A 15,981-nucleotide genomic window follows, 5' to 3' on the forward strand; every position below is an offset into this window, starting at 1 on the left:
TCCGATAACGTCCGCTCGTTCCGCAACCATTCTTTCTTCCCTACCCCCGGGGGACTGATGACAGCGTTCCACCGCTCGACGCTGGTACGCGCCAGTGTCGTGGCGCTGCTCGCGGCCGGCGGCATCGCCGCCGTGGCCGCTCCAGTGCTGGCGGCCGAGGAGGCCGACCTGGCCCTGGTGCCGCTCAGCTACAACCTGGCCAAGGGTGTGACGGAGGCCAAGAGCAAGCCGTTCAAGTTCTCGGTCGACAACACCCGGAGCAAGGAAGACGCCAAGGGTGTCAGTTACACAGTGGACACCAGCAAGCTGAAGACGAACAAGGTACGGGTCGTGGTGCCCGACGGTTGCCGGGTGAACGGCAAGAAGTTCACCTGCCGCCTCGGCGACCTGGCCGCCGGCACCAGCGAGGACTTCGGTATCCCGATCTTCTCCACCGGTGGCAAGGGTGACGCCGGCACTCTGGTGGTCACCATCCGCTCGGCCACCGAGGACCCGAACGAGGACGACAACAAGGTCGAGCACGACATCACCGTCACCGAGCCCGGATACGACCTGACCAGTTGGGTGCAGGACGTCAACGCGAACGTCGTGGTGAACGGCGTCAACGGCGACGACCCCGACCTTCGGCCGGTGCGGCCGGGCGAGACGGTGCCGGTCGACTGGGCGGTCTACAACGACGGCAGCCGCAAGGCCACCGGCCTCGCCTACGTGTTGACCCTCCCGGCGGGCGTCACCTTCGACACCCTGCCGGACACGTGCACCACGCAGACCTTCGGCGTCGCTCAGGCGCTCTGCCAGGACGACGGCGCGGTGATCCGGCCCGGCGACTACTACACCGCGGACATCAAGGTGACAGTCGGCAAGGACGTCACCGAGCCCGTGCTGCGGGTCGGCGAGCTGGTGGCGCACGGCCTGGACGTGGCAGCCGGCAGGCCCGAGGAGCAGCCGCGGCGGGCCAACACCGCCCAGCGGAAGGCTTTCACCGAGATCGACGAGGGCGACAACCAGGCGATCTTCGACGTCTTCGTCGACCTGGCCGTCGACCCGACGCCGACGCCCACTGTCACCCCGACCGAGTCGCCGACCCCGACGCCGACGGCCACCCCGACCGAGTCGCCGACGCCGACGCCGACTGTCACGCCGACGGAGTCGCCGACCCCGACGGAGACGCCGACCCCGACGCCGACTGTCACCCCGACCGAGTCGCCGATGCCGACGCCGACTGTCACTCCGACGGAGACGCCGACGCCGACGCCGACGGTCACGCCGACCGAGTCGCCGACGCCGACTGTCACCCCGACCGAGACGCCGACGGTCACGCCGACGCCGACTGTCACGCCGACCGAGACGCCCACCGTCACCCCGACCCCGACCCCGACGGAGAAGCCCACGCCGACGCCGACAGCGACGGAGACGCCGACGGCCACGCCGACCGCGACGGGCACGCCGACGCCGATCCCCAGCGGTACGGCGACGCCGGGCACTACCGCCTCGCCGGGTGCCGGTGGTGGCTCCGCGGGTGGTGGCCCGGGCGGTGGCGGCCTGCCGGTGACCGGTGTGCAGGTCGGGCTGATCGGCGGCATCGGCGTGATCATCCTGCTGGTGGGTGGGGCGCTGCTGGTGCTCACCCGTCGCCGCAAGGTGGTCCTGGTCTCGCCGACCGACGAGAAGTCGACCGACTGACACCGGTGCCCTGACCAGCGGCGCGCAGACGAGGCGCGCCAGCGACGGGTGCGATGGCGAGAGGCGTCCTGACCGAGTTGTCACTGACGCGGGCACGACGCGAGGGCGGGGTGGGCGACCACCCCGCCCTTTCGCGTACCGGGTGTGTGCCGCCCACCCAGCGAACGAGGGTTGGCGGGCGGCTGGCAGAGTGAGGGGGTGAGCCGTACCCCGCAGGGCCAGCGCGCCAGTCTGGACAAGCAGCCGCACGAGGTCGCCGCGATGTTCGACGGCGTGGCAGAGCGTTACGACCTGACCAACACGGTGATCTCGCTGGGACAGGATCGTTCCTGGCGGCGGGCCACCCGGGCGGCGCTCGGGCTGCGGCCGGGTGAGCGGGTCCTGGACGTGGGGGCGGGCACCGGCGTTTCGACGCGCGAGCTGGCCCAGTCCGGGGCGTACGCGGTCGGGGTCGACCTGTCGCTGGGCATGCTGCACACCGGTAAGCGGGTCCGGCCCGAGGTGCCGCTGCTGGCGGGGGACGCGCTGCGGCTGCCGTTCGCCGACGCCAGCTTCGACGCGGTGACCATCTCGTTTGCGCTGCGCAACGTCAACGACACCGACGCGGCGCTGCGTGAGTTGGCCCGGGTGACCCGGCCGGGCGGCCGGCTGGTGGTCTGCGAGTTCAGCACCCCGGTCAATCCGGTCTTCCGGACGGTCTACCTGTCGTACCTGATGCGGTCGCTGCCGGCGGTGGCCCGCACTGTGTCGAGCAACCCCGAGGCGTACGTGTATCTCGCCGAGTCGGTAAGGGCCTGGCCGGCGCAGTCCGCGCTGGCCGGCCGGGTGGCGGCGGCCGGGTGGGGGCGCGTGGCGTGGCGCAACCTGACCGGTGGCGTGGTGGCCCTGCACCGGGGGATCCGCGAGTAGCGGGGTACCGCACCCGCCCGGTACGGACATTATTCAGGTTTCGTTAATATCGGTCTTTAGTCCACTTTGCCCGGTACGCTCGATCGCATGACCGGAGCAGACCCGGCGGACCCGGTGGCCGCCACCGACGACGACGCGGCCGAACTCATCTCCCAGTTGCGCGAGTTGGCCGGTGCCGACCCGGTGGAGGTCCGGCAGGTGGTCGCCGAGGTGTTGGCGGCTCTGGACCGGGCGGCGGGTGGGGCGCTCCGCGAGCATCTACCGGAGACAATTCGGGTCGATGCGGGCCTGGACGCCTCCAGCCCGGCGTGACGCCTGACCGCTGTGGACGGTGGTGAGCTGTCACATCGGCGAGTTAGGTACCCCTGATCCTGCGCTGGTATGACGCCGGTCATACACTCGTCCCGTCTGGCTTGTGAAGCATTTCACGAGCGTGCGGGAGGAGGCGCGAAATGACCGCGGTGGAACACGATGCCGACGTCATTGTCGTGGGCGCCGGTCCCGGTGGGTCAGCGACCGCGTACCACCTGGCCCGGCACGGCGTACGGGTGCTGTTGTTGGAGAAGACCGAGTTCCCCCGGGAGAAGGTCTGCGGCGACGGGTTGACCCCCCGCGCGGTGCGCCAGCTCGTCCGGATGGGTGTGGACACCTCGCCCGAGGCAGGCTGGCTGCACAACCGCGGTCTGCGGGTCATCGGCGGCGGGGTGCGCCTCGAACTGGACTGGCCGGAGCTGGCCAGCTTCCCCAACTACGGTCTGGTGCGCACGCGCCTGGACTTCGACGACCTGCTCGCCCAGCGGGCGGTGGCCGCCGGCGCGAAACTGCGGACCAGCGTCAACGTGCTGGGCCCGGTGCTCGACGACGATGGCCGCGTCACCGGCGTCGAGGCGGAGGTCGGGCCGGGCAAGGAGCCCACCACCTTCCACGCCCCGCTGGTCGTCGCCGCGGACGGCGTCTCCGGCCGGTTCCCGCTCGCGCTCGGGCTGGCCAAGCGGGAGGACCGGCCGATCGGTGTGGCCGTCCGCCGCTACTACCGTTCGCCGGCCAAGCACGAGGACAACTACCTGGAGTCCTGGCTGGAGCTGCGCAGCAAGGACAGCGGTGACAACCTGCTGCCCGGGTACGGCTGGATCTTCGGCCTCGGTGACGGGCGGGTCAACGTCGGGCTCGGCGTGCTCAACTCGTCCTCGGCGTTCGGCAAGACCAACTACCGCCGGCTGCTCACCGACTGGCTCGCCAACACCCCGGAAGACTGGGGGATGACCGACGAGACCAACGCCGACGGCCCGATCCTCGGTGCCGCGTTGCCGATGGGCTTCAACCGGGTGCCCCACTACACCCGGGGTGTGCTGCTGGTCGGTGACTCGGGCGGCATGGTCAACCCGTTCAACGGTGAGGGCATCGCGTACGCGATGGAGTCCGGCGAACTGGCCGCGGAGGTCATGGTCCAGGCCCTCGCCCGCCCGGCCGGCCCGGAACGCGAGCGCGCGCTGCTGGCGTACCCAAACGAGCTGAAGGCGCGGCTCGGCGGCTACTACCGGCTGGGCGGCATCTTCGTGAAACTGATCGGCCGCCCCGAGATCATGCGGATCGCCACCAAACACGGCATGCCGCACCCGACGCTGATGCGTTTCGTGCTCAAGCTGTTGGCCAATCTGACCGACCCGCGCGGCGGGGATGCGATGGATCGGGTCATCAACGCGATGACGAAGGCCGCCCCGGCCGTCTAGGTAGGACGGCATCGGCGCTGGTCACGGCGCCGATGCCGACAAAGATCGACCCCCGCCGACTGCCACTGCGAGGGACGTGAATAGTGTGATTTTCGTCAAGCACCGAGGGCAGGGAAGGACGAGCAGGAGAAAACGATGTCGCTCTCGCCTTACGCACCGATCATCGGGCTGTTCGCCCTCGCCGCGGCGTTCTCGCTGTTTTCCGTTGGCGCCGCCCGCTTCGCCGGTCCCCGTCGCTACAACAAGGCCAAACTCGAGGCTTACGAGTGCGGCATCGAGCCCAGCCCGCAGCCGGTCGGCGGCGGGCGGTTCCCGATCAAGTTCTACCTGACGGCGATGCTCTTCATCGTCTTCGACATCGAGATCATCTTCCTCTACCCCTGGGCGGTCTCGTTCGACGCTCTGCCGATCTTCGGCTTCGTGGAGATGGTCCTGTTCATCGTCGCGGTCTTCGTTGCGTACGCCTACGTGTGGCGGCGCGGCGGCCTGGACTGGGACTGAGGAAGGAACGTCAGATGGGCATCGAGGAGAAGCTTCCCGCCGGCGTCCTGCTCACCTCGGTGGAGAAGCTGGTCAACTGGTCTCGGAAGTCGTCCGTGTGGGGCGCGACCTTCGGCCTGGCCTGCTGCGCCATCGAGATGATGGCCGCCGGTGGTCCGCACTACGACATGGGCCGCTGGGGCATGGAGGTCTTCCGGGCGTCCCCCCGGCAGGCCGATTTGATGATCGTGGCCGGCCGGGTGAGTCAGAAGATGGCACCGGTGCTGCGCCAGATCTACGACCAGATGGCCGAGCCGCGCTGGGTGCTCTCGATGGGCGTCTGCGCCAGCAGCGGCGGCATGTTCAACAACTACGCGATCGTGCAGGGCGTCGACCACGTGGTGCCGGTCGACATGTACCTGCCCGGCTGCCCGCCCCGGCCGGAGATGCTCATCGACGCGATCCTCAAGCTCCGCGAGAAGATCATGTATGAGCCGCTGGGCCCGAACGGCCGCAAGATGCTCGCGGCCCGCCAGGAGCGCGGTGACGTTCCGATCGTGCCCTACGGCTCGATGCCCTCCTCGTACCGCAGCGACAAGTCCCGGCGCGCCGAGTGGACCCGGGCGGTCCGTGAGGGCCGCGAGGAGCAGCTGCGCATCGAGAACTGGATGAACGCTCAGAACCACCTCCACCCGCAGGTAGGCCCGAAATGACGTCACCCACGGACAAGCCAAACGACGGCGGCGTACCGCTGCCGGTGGTGCCGGCCGGCGCCACCAGTGGTGCCCCCGCCGAGTTCCCGCCGGCCAGCCCGGCCGGTCGCGGGATGTTCGGCAACCAGGGCACCGGCGACGTGTCCGGCTACGGCGGCCTGGTCCGCCAGCGCCAGCCCATCGAGGAGGCGTCCCGGCCGTACGGGGGCTACTTCGACGAGGTACGCGACGCGCTGGAGGAGGCGTACCCGGCCTTCAACGACGCGATCGAGAAGGTTGTCGTCGACCGGGGTGAGCTGACCCTGCACGTACGCCCGGAGCGGATCGCCGAGGTGTGCCAGGTGATGCGGGACGACCTGGCGCTGCGGTTCGAGTTGTGCTCCTCGGTGTCCGGTGCGGACTACCTGGGCGCCGACGAGCGCCGGTTGCACGTGGTCTACCTGCTCACCTCGATGACGTACCGGCGGCGGGTCCGGCTGGAGGCCGCGGTCTCCGTCGAGGCCCCGCACCTGCCCAGCGTGACCGCCATCTACCCGACGGCGGACTGGCAGGAGCGCGAGGCGTACGACATGTTCGGCATCGTCTTCGACGGCCACCCCAACCTGACCCGGATCCTCATGCCGGACGACTGGGAGGGCCACCCGCAGCGGAAGGACTACCCGCTCGGCGGCGTCCCCGTCGAGTACAAGGGCGCGGAGATCCAGCCGCCGAACGAGCGGAGGTCGTACCAGTGAGCGCGAGGAGTGCAGCGGAGCGGAGCCCCGCAGTCGCGATCGGAGGGCCGGCACTGTGACGACGTCGAACTACGCCAGCGAGCGCGAAACCGACGAGGGTCGGGTCTTCACCGTCACCGGTGGGGACTGGGACACGATCGTCTCGGGCACCGACCCGATCAACGACGAGCGGATCGTGGTCAACATGGGTCCGCAGCACCCGTCCACGCACGGGGTGCTGCGGCTGGTCCTGGAGCTGGAGGGCGAGACGGTCCGCGAGGCCCGTTCGGTCATCGGCTACCTGCACACCGGCATCGAGAAGAACCTCGAATACCGCAACTGGGTCCAGGGCTCGACGTTCGTGACCCGGATGGACTACCTCGCCCCGATCTTCAACGAGACGGCGTACGCCCTCGCTGTCGAGAAGCTGCTCGGCATCACCGACGACATCACCGAGCGGGCCACCACCATCCGCGTGCTGATGATGGAGCTCAACCGGATCTCGTCGCACCTGGTCTGGCTGGCCACCACCGGCATGGAGCTGGGCGCGATCTCGATCATGCTGTACGGCTTCCGCGAGCGGGAGTACATCCTCGACATCTTCGAGACCATCACCGGCCTGCGGATGAACCACGCGTACGTGCGGCCGGGCGGCGTGGCACAGGACGTGCCGGACGACGCGATCGTCAAGATCCGCGAGTTCCTGAAGATGATGCCGAAGAAGCTCAAGGAGTACGAGGACCTCCTCTCCGGCCAGCCGATCTGGACCGAGCGGACGAAGAACGTGGCGGTGCTTGACGTCACCGGTTGCGTGGCGCTCGGCATCACCGGCCCGGTGCTGCGCTCCGCCGGCCTCGCCTGGGACCTGCGCAAGACCATGCCCTACTGCGGCTACGAGACGTACGAGTTCGACGTGCCGACCCACCCCGACGGTGACGTGTGGGGTCGCTACCAGGTCCGGCTCGCCGAGATCCGGGAGTCGATGAAGCTGGTCGAGCAGGCACTGGACCGGCTCCGTCCGGGCCCGGTGATGGTCGCCGACCGCAAGATCGCCTGGCCGGCGCAGCTCGCCATCGGCGTGGACGGCATGGGCAACTCGCTGGAGCACGTCGCGAAGATCATGGGTCAGTCGATGGAGTCGCTGATCCACCACTTCAAGCTGGTGACCGAGGGCTTCCGGGTCCCGCCCGGCCAGGTGTACGTCGCCATCGAGGCGCCCCGCGGCGAGCTGGGCGTCCACGCGGTCTCCGACGGTGGCACCCGGCCCTACCGGGTGCACTACCGGGAGCCGAGCTTCGTCAACCTGCAGGCCCTCCCGGCGATGGCCGAGGGCGGTCTGATCGCCGACGTGATCGCCGGCGGCGCCTCGTTGGACCCGGTGATGGGCGGGTGTGACAGGTGAGCGCGAGGAGTGAGCTTGCGAGCCCCAGCCGCACGCGCGAGGAGCGAGCGAAGCGAGCCCCGCAGTCGCGGGCAGAGGGCAGCCCAGTCGCGAACGGAAGGCGGCTCTGATGACGACGACTTTCACTGACGAGACCCGGGAGCGGGCGCGCGACATCATCGCCCGTTACCCGGCGGACCGGTCCCGCTCGGCGTTGCTGCCGCTGCTGCACCTGGTCCAGGCCGAGGAGGGGTACGTCTCCCCGGCCGGGGTCGCGTTCTGCGCCGAGGTGCTGGGGTTGAACAAGGCCCAGGTCGGCGCGGTGGCCACCTTCTACACGATGTACAAGCGCAAGCCGACCGGTGACTTCCTGGTCAGCGTCTGCACCAACACGATGTGCAACGTGCTCGGTGGCCAGGAGGTCTACGACACCCTCGCCGAGCACCTGGGCGTCGGGCACGACGAGACCACGGCGGACGGCACGATCACGCTGGAGCACGCCGAGTGCCTGGCGGCCTGCGACTACGGCCCGGTGATGACCGTCAACTACGACTTCTTCGACGGTGTGGACGCCTCCACCGCTGTCGGTGTGGTCGACGAGTTGCGGGCCGGCGGTCGGCCGATGCCGACCCGGGGTGCCCGGCTCTGCACGCTCAAGGAGATGGCGGTGCAGCTCGCCGGTTTCGCCGACGAGCGCGACGGTGCGGTCGCCGACGGCGGGCCGGGTGAGCCCACCCTGCGCGGGCTGCGGTTGGCCCAGCAGCACGGCGTCTCGGTGCCGGGCTTCGACCCGAACACCCCGATCCGCAGCAAGGCCGAGGCCGACAAGGCCGCCGCCGAGGCGAAAGCGAAGGCGGAGGCCGCCAAGCCGGCGCCCGTCGAGGCCAGCGCGGCCCCGGTCAAGGGCAGCGACGGGGCGTCCGCCCCGACGGGGGCGGCCGCAGTCGCCGAGCCCGCGAAGCCGGCAGGAGCCACTGAGCCCGCGAAGCCGGCAGGAGCCACTGAGCCGGCGAAGCCGGCAGACGCCACCGGCAGCACCACGCGGGACGTCAAGGCACCGGACGACAAGTCGCCGCAGGTGCGCACCGCCGAGACCCGGCAACCGGACGCGAGCACGGCAGCGCCGGACGCCAGTGGCACGAAGGTCCCGACGGACGCCACCGGCACCGCGCCCGAGGCTGGCGACGCACGGGCGGCCGAGGCCGCCGGCGTGGCGGCCAACCCGCCGGCCGGCGACGGCAAGCCCGCCGGCGACGAGGCCGGGGCGCAGGAGCGCAACCTCACCGAAGCGAAGGCTGGGACGGACGCCGACGGCGCCGGACCGGCGGACGCGAACGAAACGGGGGCCCAGAAGTGACCACTCCCCGCCCGGAGACGCTGGCCAAGCTGACGCCGGTGCTGACCAAGCGCTGGCTGTCGCCGGACGCCTGGCGCATCGGCACGTACGAGCAGTTGGACGGCTACGCCGCGCTGCGCAAGGCGCTCAAGGCCCACCCGGACGACCTGATCCAGCTGATCAAGGATTCCGGGCTGCGGGGCCGAGGCGGCGCCGGCTTCCCCACCGGCCTCAAGTGGGGCTTCATTCCGCAGGGCGACGGCAAGCCGCACTACCTGGTGGTCAACGCCGACGAGGGCGAGCCGGGCACCTGCAAGGACCTGCCGCTGATGACCCACGACCCGCACGCGCTGGTCGAGGGCGTCATCATCGCGTCGTACGCGATCCGGGCCGCCCGCGCCTACATCTACATCCGGGGCGAGGCGGTGCACGCCGCGCGTCGGCTGCGCAACGCGGTCCAGGAGGCGTACGACAAGGGTTACCTGGGCCGGAACATCCTGCGCAGCGGCTACGACCTGGAGCTGGTGGTGCACTCCGGCGCCGGGGCGTACATCTGCGGCGAGGAGACGGCGCTGCTTGACTCGCTGGAGGGGTTCCGGGGTCAGCCCCGGCTGCGCCCGCCGTTCCCGGCCACCCACGGCCTGTACGCGAGCCCGACTGTGGTGAACAACGTCGGCACCATCGCCAGCGTGCCGCCGATCGTGCTCGGTGGGGCCGACTGGTGGAAGAGCATGGGCACCGAGAAGTCCTCCGGGCCGATGATCTACTCGCTCTCCGGCCGGGTCGTCAACCCGGGCCAGTACGAGTGCTCGATGGGTGTCACGCTGCGCGAGCTGCTGGAGCTGGCCGGTGGCATGCAGCCCGGCCACAACCTCCGGTTCTGGACCCCGGGCGGCTCGTCCACCCCGCTGCTCGCCGCCGAGCACCTGGACGTGCCACTGGACTTCGAGGGGGTGGCGGCGGCCGGCTCGATCCTGGGCACCACCGCCACGCAGATCTTCTCCGACCAGGACTGCCCGGTCTACGCGACGTACCGGTGGTTGGAGTTCTACCACCACGAGTCGTGCGGCAAGTGCACCCCGTGCCGTGAGGGCAACTACTGGATGGTCCGGGTCTACCGGCGGATCCTCGCCGGTCAAGGCACCCACGAAGACCTGGACACCCTGCTGGACACCTGCGACAACATCCTCGGCCGCTCGTTCTGCGGCCTGGGTGACGGCGCGACCAGCTCGGTGACCTCCTCGCTGCAGTACTTCAAGCAGGACTACCTCGACTACATCGAGGGTCGGACCGCACCCAAGCTGTCGGAGAAGACCCTGGTAGGGGCGCACTGATGAGCGCGAGGAATGAGCTTGCGAGTCCCGCAGTCGCGAATGGAAGGCGACTCTGATGACCGACGTAGCCAAGCAGACCGAGACCGTCACCCTCACCATCGACGGCGTCGAGGTCACCGCCCCCAAGGGGACGCTGCTGATCCGGGTCGCCGAGCAGATGGGCACCGAGATCCCCCGGTTCTGCGACCACCCGCTGCTGGCCCCGGCCGGCGCGTGCCGGCAGTGCCTGGTCGAGGTGGAGGGGCAGCGCAAGCCGGTCGCCTCCTGCACCCAGACCGTCGCCGACGGCATGGTCGTGCGTACCCAGATCACCTCCCCGGTCGCCAAGAAGGCGCAGGAGGGGGTGATGGAGCTGCTGCTGCTCAACCACCCGCTGGACTGCCCGATGTGTGACAAGGGCGGCGAGTGCCCGCTCCAGAACCAGGCGATGTCCACCGGCCGCACCGACTCGCGCTTCCACGAGCACAAGCGGGAGTACGAGAAGCCGATGGCGATCAGCAGCCAGGTGCTGCTGGACCGCGAGCGTTGCGTGCTCTGCCAGCGGTGCACCCGGTTCTCCGAGGAGATCGCCGGCGACAAGTTCATCGACCTGATGGGCCGGTCGTCCGCCGAGGAGATCAACATCTACCGGGACGACGCGTACGGCGAAGAGGGTGACGCCGGCGACGTCCCGTTCAACTCCTACTTCTCCGGCAACACGGTGCAGATCTGCCCGGTGGGTGCGCTGACCGGTGCCCAGTACCGCTTCCGCGCCCGCCCGTTCGACCTGGTCTCCAGCCCGAGCGTCTGCGAGCACTGCTCGGCGGGCTGCGGGCAGCGCACCGACTGGCGGCGCGGCAAGGTGCTGCGCCGGCTGGCCGGCGACGAGCCGCAGGTCAACGAGGAGTGGAACTGCGACAAGGGTCGCTGGGGCTTCCAGTACACCCGGGCCGCCGACCGGCTGACCACTCCGCTGGTCCGCGACGAGCACACCGGTGAGCTGCGCGAGGCGTCCTGGAGCGAGGCGCTCACCGTCGCCGCCGAGGGGCTGCACATCGCTCGGGAGAGCGGGCAGGGCACTGCCGTGCTCACCGGCGGTCGGCTGACAGTCGAGGACGCGTACGCCTACGCCAAGTTCGCCCGGGTCGCGTTGAACACCAACGACATCGACTTCCGGGCCCGGCCGGTCTCCCGCGAGGAGGCCGACTTCCTGGCCAGCTCGGTCGCCGGGGTCACCGACGTCACCTACACCGACGTGGAGAACGCGCCAGCGGTGGTGCTGGTGGGCCTGGAGCCCGAGGAGGAGTGCCCGATCCTCTTCCTGCGGCTGCGCAAGGCGTACCTGAAGAAGACCCTTACGGTGTACGCGCTGGCGCCCTTCGCCACCCGCGGCCTGGAGAAGCTCGGTGCCAAGCTGGCCCGGGTGGTGCCGGGCGAGGAGGCCAGCGTGCTCGCCGAGCACGCCACCGTCAGCGAGGCGCTGAGCGCACCGGGCGCGATCCTGATCGTCGGCGAGCGGTTGGCCTCCGTGCCGGGTGGGCTCTCCGCCGCTGCCGACGTGGCCCGGCGTACCGGCGCGAAGCTGGCCTGGGTGCCGCGGCGCGCGGGTGACCGCGGCGCGGTGGACGCCGGCTGCCTGCCCAACCTGCTCCCCGGTGGACGCCTGGTGACCGAGCCGGCCGCCAGGGCCGAGCTGGGTGAGGCGTGGGACATCCCGGCCGGGGTGATCCCGAGCCAGGCCGGTCGGGACACCGACGGCATCCTGACCGCGGCCGCCAACGGGCAGCTCGGCGCACTGGTCGTCGGCGGTGTCGACCCGGCCGACCTGGCCGACCCGCGCCTGGCCGAGTCCGCCCTGGACGCGGTGCCGTTCCTGGTCAGCCTCGAACTGCGCGCCAGCGCGGTGACCCGGCGGGCGAACGTGGTCCTGCCGGTCGCCCCGGTGGCCGAGAAGGCCGGAAGCTTCCTGGACTGGGAGGGCCGGCTGCGCCCGTTCGAGGCGGTGCTGAACACCGCAGCGATGACCGACGGCCGGGTGCTCGACGCGCTGGCCGCCCTGCTCGACGTGCGCCTCGGCACGGCCGATGTGCTGAGCGTGCGTCGTGAGCTGGGCACGCTGCCGGCGACGCGGATGTCCCGCCCGTCCGCGCCGTCTGTCGCACCGGGCCGGGTGCCGCAGCCGAACGCCGGGGAGGCCGTGCTGGCCACCTGGCACCAGCTGGTGGACCTCGGCACCCTGACCGAGGGCGACGAGAACCTCGCCGGGACCGCCCGTCCGCCGGTGGTCCGGCTGGGTAAGGGCACCGCCGAGGCTCTCGGTGTGGTCGACGGTGACGCGGTCACTGTCGGCACCGACCGCGGGGCGCTGACCCTGCCGGCGGAACTCACCGAGATGCCGGACGGCGTGGTCTGGCTGCCGACCAACTCACCCGGCTCGACCGTGCGGCGCAGCCTCGGGGCGACGTCCGGCGCGGTCGTCCGGATCTCCGTTCCCGCACCGAGTACGGCCATCCCGGCCGGACGCGTGGCGGCCGACGAGACCGGTCTCCCGGGTCCGCTCCTCAACTCCGGGGGTAACCAGTGAGCGCGAGGAGTGAACGAGCGCAGCGAGTGAGCCCCGCAGTCGCGAACGAAAGGTGGGCACTGTGAGTCCCCTCCTCGCCCAGGATCCGACGCTGGCCGACTTCGGCCGGGATCCGTGGTGGTTGGTTCTCGGCAAGATTGTCTTCGCGTTCGCCTTCGGTCTGCTGGCCACCCTGCTCGGCGTCTGGTTCGAGCGGCGCGTGGTGGGTTACATGCAGGTGCGGCCCGGCCCCAACCAGGTCGGCCCGTTCGGCCTGCTGCAGACCCTCGCCGACGGCCTGAAGATGGCCTTCAAGGAGGACATCCTCCCGAAGGCGGCCGACAAGGTCGTCTACTTCTTCGCCCCGACCATCTCGGTGATCTGCGCGGTCACCGCCCTGTCGGTGGTGCCGTTCGGCCCGATGGTGAGCATCTTCGGTCACCACACGCCGTTGCAGGTCACCGATGTGCCGGTGGCGGTGCTGCTGCTGCTCGCCTGCTCCTCGATGGGTGTCTACGGCATCGTGCTAGGTGGCTGGGCCTCCGGCTCGACGTACCCGCTGCTGGGTGGTCTCCGGTCGAGCGCCCAGATGATCTCCTACGAGGTCGCCATGGGGCTCAGCATCGTGGCGGTCTTCATGACCGCCGGCACGATGAGCACCAGCGGGATCGTCGCCGCTCAGGGCGACGGCACCCAGCTGACCGTCTTCGGCCAGACCATCCCGGCGCCGGGCTGGTACGCGATCCTGCTGCTGCCGAGCTTCATCATCTTCTTCATCGCCACGGTGGGTGAGACCAACCGGGCGCCGTTCGACCTGCCCGAGGCTGAGTCCGAGCTGGTCGCCGGCTTCATGACCGAGTACAGCTCGCTGAAGTTCGCGCTCTTCATGCTCAGCGAGTACGTCGCGATGGTGACCATGTCCGCGGTCACCACCACGCTGTTCCTGGGCGGATGGCGAGCACCCTGGCCGATCACCATCTGGGAGGGCGCCAACTCCGGTTGGTGGCCGATGCTCTGGTTCTTCGGCAAGGTGATCGCGCTGGTCTTCGTCTTCGTGTGGTTGCGTGGCACGCTGCCCCGGCTGCGGTACGACCAGTTCATGCGGCTCGGCTGGAAGGTGCTGCTGCCGATCAACCTGGTCTGGATCCTGGTCCTGTCGGGCCTGCGCTCCATCGAGGACTGGGACACCCGCGGCAAGGTGATCGCCGTCGGCATCCCGGCCGGCATCCTGCTGATCGCCACGATCTTCTGGCCCAGCCGGCGCCCGAAGCCGAAGCCGACGACGCAGGAACAGGTCGACAACCGGCCGCACGGGAGCTTCCCGCTGCCACCGATGGATCTTCAGGTACCACCGAGCCCGCGCATCACGCGCGTGGTCGCCGAGCGGGAGCCGGCCAACATCGTTGCCGGCTCGGACTCCAGGGAGGTGTGACGTGGGCGCGATCACCGGAACGTTCAAGGGATTCGGTGTCACCTTCTCGCACATGTTCAGGAAGGTCGTCACGACCGACTACCCGTTCAAGCCGCCGGTGTCGGCGCCGCGCTACCACGGGCGGCACATCCTCAACCGGCACCCGGACGGCCTGGAGAAGTGCATTGGCTGCGAGCTGTGCGCCTGGGCCTGCCCGGCGGACGCGATCTACGTCGAGGGTGGCGACAACACCGACGAGCAGCGCTTCTCGCCGGGTGAGCGGTACGCCAGCATCTACCAGATCAACTACGCCCGCTGCATCTTCTGCGGGCTGTGCATTGAGGCCTGCCCGACCCGGTCGCTCACCATGAGCAACGAGTACGAGTTGGCGCGGGACAACCGGCAGGACCTGATCTTCACCAAGGAGCAGTTGCTCGCGCCGTTGCTGGAGGGCATGGAGCAGCCTCCGCACCCGATGCGGCTGGGTGACAGCGAGAAGGACTACTACGTCGGCGCGCTGGACAACCCGGGCACCTCAGCCGGTGCGGAGACGTCCCCGATGGGCCCCGGCCGCTACAAGGTCGAGGAGCACCCCGGCGTGACGTTCCCGGGCGCCGAGCAGGCCGCCCAGCGCGTGGCGGCCGGCAAGGGAGAGGAAGCATGACCACGTCTACGGTGCTCGCCGCCGCGGGTTCGGTCTCCACCGGCGAGGCGGTCACCTTCTGGATCCTCGCCCCGCTCGCGCTGATCGGCGGGATCGGGATGGTGGCCGCGCGCAACGCCGTGCACTCGGCGCTGTGGCTGGTGCTGACCATGCTCTGCCTGGGCGTGTTCTACGTCCTCCAAGCCGGTCCGTTCATCGGCATGGTGCAGATCATCGTCTACACCGGCGCGATCATGATGCTCTTCCTCTTCGTCCTGATGCTGGTCGGTCGGGACTCCACGGACTCGCTGATCGAGACGCTGCGCGGCCAGCGGGTCGCCGCGATCGTGCTCGGCCTGGGCTTCGCCGGCCTGGTCGGCACCGGGCTCTACCAGGCGCTGGACCGGACCAACACGGTCGGTCTGGAGCAGGTCAATGCCGAGGGGAACGTGCAGGGCATCGCCCGGCTGCTGTTCACCAAGTACGTCTTCGCGTTCGAACTGACCTCGGCGCTGCTGATCACCGCGGCGGTCGGTGCCATGGTGCTGGCCCACGTCGAGCGGCGTAAGCAGGACAAGATCGACCAGGTGTCGACAATGAAGGCACGCTTCGCCCCGGGTAACTACCCCGGCCCGAAGCCGGGCCCCGGCGTCTTCGCGACCTCCTCCTCGGTGGCCACCCCGGCCCGGCTGCCCGACGGCCGCCTGACCGACCGCAGCACTCCGGCGATCCTTCCGCAGCGCGAGCTGACCGCCGAGGAGACCTCGCTGAAGGGGACGGACAAATAATGGAGACGTTCTTCTCGGTCGAGCCGACCTACTACCTCGTGCTCGCCGCGGTGCTGTTCACCATCGGCGCCGCCGGGGTGCTGGTCCGGCGCAACGCGCTCGTGCTGTTCATGTGCGTGGAGCTGATGCTCAACGCGGCCAACCTGACTCTGGTCACCTTCAGCCGGATCAACGGTGACCTCAACGGCCAGATCATGGCGTTCTTCGTGATGGTGGTGGCGGCGGCCGAGGTCGTGGTCGGGCTCGCGATCATCATGTCCATCTTCCGGACGCGACGCTCGGCGAGTGTCGACGACGCCAACCTGCTGAAGTACTGAG

The 15,981-nt window shown here is 69.9% G+C and carries 14 protein-coding genes and 1 pseudogene; all 15 read left to right on the top strand.

Annotated elements, in window-relative coordinates; translation table 11 throughout:
- Positions 1–57: 57 nt before the first annotated feature.
- A pseudogene (locus AB0K35_RS11950) lies at positions 58–1,143 on the top strand (cell wall anchor protein); the annotation flags it as partial.
- A 738-nt stretch (positions 1,144–1,881) separates the two neighbouring features.
- Entirely contained in the window at positions 1,882–2,592 is a 711-nt protein-coding gene (locus AB0K35_RS11955) for a demethylmenaquinone methyltransferase (RefSeq protein ID WP_363885113.1), read from the top strand.
- 87 nt (positions 2,593–2,679) lie between these two features.
- Positions 2,680–2,904, top strand: coding sequence for a hypothetical protein (locus AB0K35_RS11960; RefSeq protein ID WP_091395588.1), 225 nt, complete (start codon positions 2,680–2,682; stop codon positions 2,902–2,904).
- Between the two features lie 140 nt (positions 2,905–3,044).
- Positions 3,045–4,322 (top strand): geranylgeranyl reductase family protein, encoded by a 1,278-nt coding sequence (locus tag AB0K35_RS11965; protein WP_238668741.1) that lies wholly within the window; start codon positions 3,045–3,047, stop codon positions 4,320–4,322.
- A gap of 135 nt (positions 4,323–4,457) precedes the next feature.
- Positions 4,458–4,823 carry an NADH-quinone oxidoreductase subunit A gene (locus AB0K35_RS11970; protein ID WP_007454588.1) on the top strand — a complete coding sequence of 122 codons (366 nt, stop codon included), beginning with the start codon at positions 4,458–4,460 and terminating at the stop codon, positions 4,821–4,823.
- Positions 4,824–4,837: 14 nt separating this feature from the next.
- Positions 4,838–5,515, top strand: coding sequence for an NADH-quinone oxidoreductase subunit B (locus AB0K35_RS11975; protein WP_238668742.1), 678 nt, complete (start codon positions 4,838–4,840; stop codon positions 5,513–5,515).
- On the top strand, positions 5,512–6,249 hold the full coding sequence (locus tag AB0K35_RS11980) for an NADH-quinone oxidoreductase subunit C (RefSeq protein ID WP_112620361.1): 738 nt from the start codon (positions 5,512–5,514) through the stop codon (positions 6,247–6,249). Before AB0K35_RS11975 ends, AB0K35_RS11980 begins: the two co-directional genes overlap by 4 nt.
- 55 nt (positions 6,250–6,304) lie before the next feature.
- Positions 6,305–7,630 (top strand): NADH-quinone oxidoreductase subunit D, encoded by a 1,326-nt coding sequence (locus tag AB0K35_RS11985; protein WP_238668744.1) that lies wholly within the window; start codon positions 6,305–6,307, stop codon positions 7,628–7,630.
- 109 nt (positions 7,631–7,739) lie between these two features.
- The gene (nuoE, locus tag AB0K35_RS11990) at positions 7,740–8,966 is read left to right on the top strand and encodes an NADH-quinone oxidoreductase subunit NuoE (protein ID WP_363885116.1); all 1,227 of its coding nucleotides are present in this window, start codon (positions 7,740–7,742) and stop codon (positions 8,964–8,966) included.
- On the top strand, positions 8,963–10,279 hold the full coding sequence (nuoF, locus tag AB0K35_RS11995) for an NADH-quinone oxidoreductase subunit NuoF (protein WP_238668747.1): 1,317 nt from the start codon (positions 8,963–8,965) through the stop codon (positions 10,277–10,279). The genes nuoE and nuoF overlap by 4 nt, the downstream gene beginning before the upstream one ends.
- A 55-nt stretch (positions 10,280–10,334) precedes the next feature.
- Positions 10,335–12,842, top strand: a complete 2,508-nt coding sequence (locus AB0K35_RS12000) for an NADH-quinone oxidoreductase subunit G (RefSeq protein ID WP_238668749.1) — start codon at positions 10,335–10,337, stop codon at positions 12,840–12,842.
- Between the two features lie 61 nt (positions 12,843–12,903).
- The gene (gene nuoH / locus AB0K35_RS12005; RefSeq protein WP_238668750.1) at positions 12,904–14,253 is read left to right on the top strand and encodes an NADH-quinone oxidoreductase subunit NuoH; all 1,350 of its coding nucleotides are present in this window, start codon (positions 12,904–12,906) and stop codon (positions 14,251–14,253) included.
- A gap of 1 nt (position 14,254) precedes the next feature.
- Positions 14,255–14,896, top strand: coding sequence for an NADH-quinone oxidoreductase subunit NuoI (nuoI, locus tag AB0K35_RS12010; RefSeq protein ID WP_091395563.1), 642 nt, complete (start codon positions 14,255–14,257; stop codon positions 14,894–14,896).
- On the top strand, positions 14,893–15,663 hold the full coding sequence (locus AB0K35_RS12015; RefSeq protein WP_238668751.1) for an NADH-quinone oxidoreductase subunit J: 771 nt from the start codon (positions 14,893–14,895) through the stop codon (positions 15,661–15,663). Before nuoI ends, AB0K35_RS12015 begins: the two co-directional genes overlap by 4 nt.
- Positions 15,663–15,980 carry an NADH-quinone oxidoreductase subunit NuoK gene (nuoK, locus tag AB0K35_RS12020; RefSeq protein WP_238668753.1) on the top strand — a complete coding sequence of 106 codons (318 nt, stop codon included), beginning with the start codon at positions 15,663–15,665 and terminating at the stop codon, positions 15,978–15,980. The genes AB0K35_RS12015 and nuoK overlap by 1 nt, the downstream gene beginning before the upstream one ends.
- Position 15,981: the final 1 nt, after the last annotated feature.

The sequence above is a fragment of the Micromonospora sp. NPDC053740 genome (assembly GCF_040677775.1).
Lineage (GTDB): Bacteria > Actinomycetota > Actinomycetes > Mycobacteriales > Micromonosporaceae > Micromonospora > Micromonospora alfalfae.

Excerpts from the sequence above, each read along its gene's own strand:
- AB0K35_RS11960 (WP_091395588.1), top strand. The coding sequence starts at position 2,680 with ATGACCGGAGCAGACCCGGCGGACCCGGTGGCCGCCACCGACGACGAC.
- AB0K35_RS11965 (WP_238668741.1), top strand. The coding sequence starts at position 3,045 with ATGACCGCGGTGGAACACGATGCCGACGTCATTGTCGTGGGCGCCGGT.
- AB0K35_RS12015 (WP_238668751.1), top strand. The coding sequence starts at position 14,893 with ATGACCACGTCTACGGTGCTCGCCGCCGCGGGTTCGGTCTCCACCGGC.
- AB0K35_RS11980 (WP_112620361.1), top strand. The coding sequence starts at position 5,512 with ATGACGTCACCCACGGACAAGCCAAACGACGGCGGCGTACCGCTGCCG.
- nuoE (WP_363885116.1), top strand. The coding sequence starts at position 7,740 with ATGACGACGACTTTCACTGACGAGACCCGGGAGCGGGCGCGCGACATC.
- AB0K35_RS11975 (WP_238668742.1), top strand. The coding sequence starts at position 4,838 with ATGGGCATCGAGGAGAAGCTTCCCGCCGGCGTCCTGCTCACCTCGGTG.
- nuoK (WP_238668753.1), top strand. The coding sequence starts at position 15,663 with ATGGAGACGTTCTTCTCGGTCGAGCCGACCTACTACCTCGTGCTCGCC.
- AB0K35_RS12000 (WP_238668749.1), top strand. The coding sequence starts at position 10,335 with ATGACCGACGTAGCCAAGCAGACCGAGACCGTCACCCTCACCATCGAC.
- AB0K35_RS11970 (WP_007454588.1), top strand. The coding sequence starts at position 4,458 with ATGTCGCTCTCGCCTTACGCACCGATCATCGGGCTGTTCGCCCTCGCC.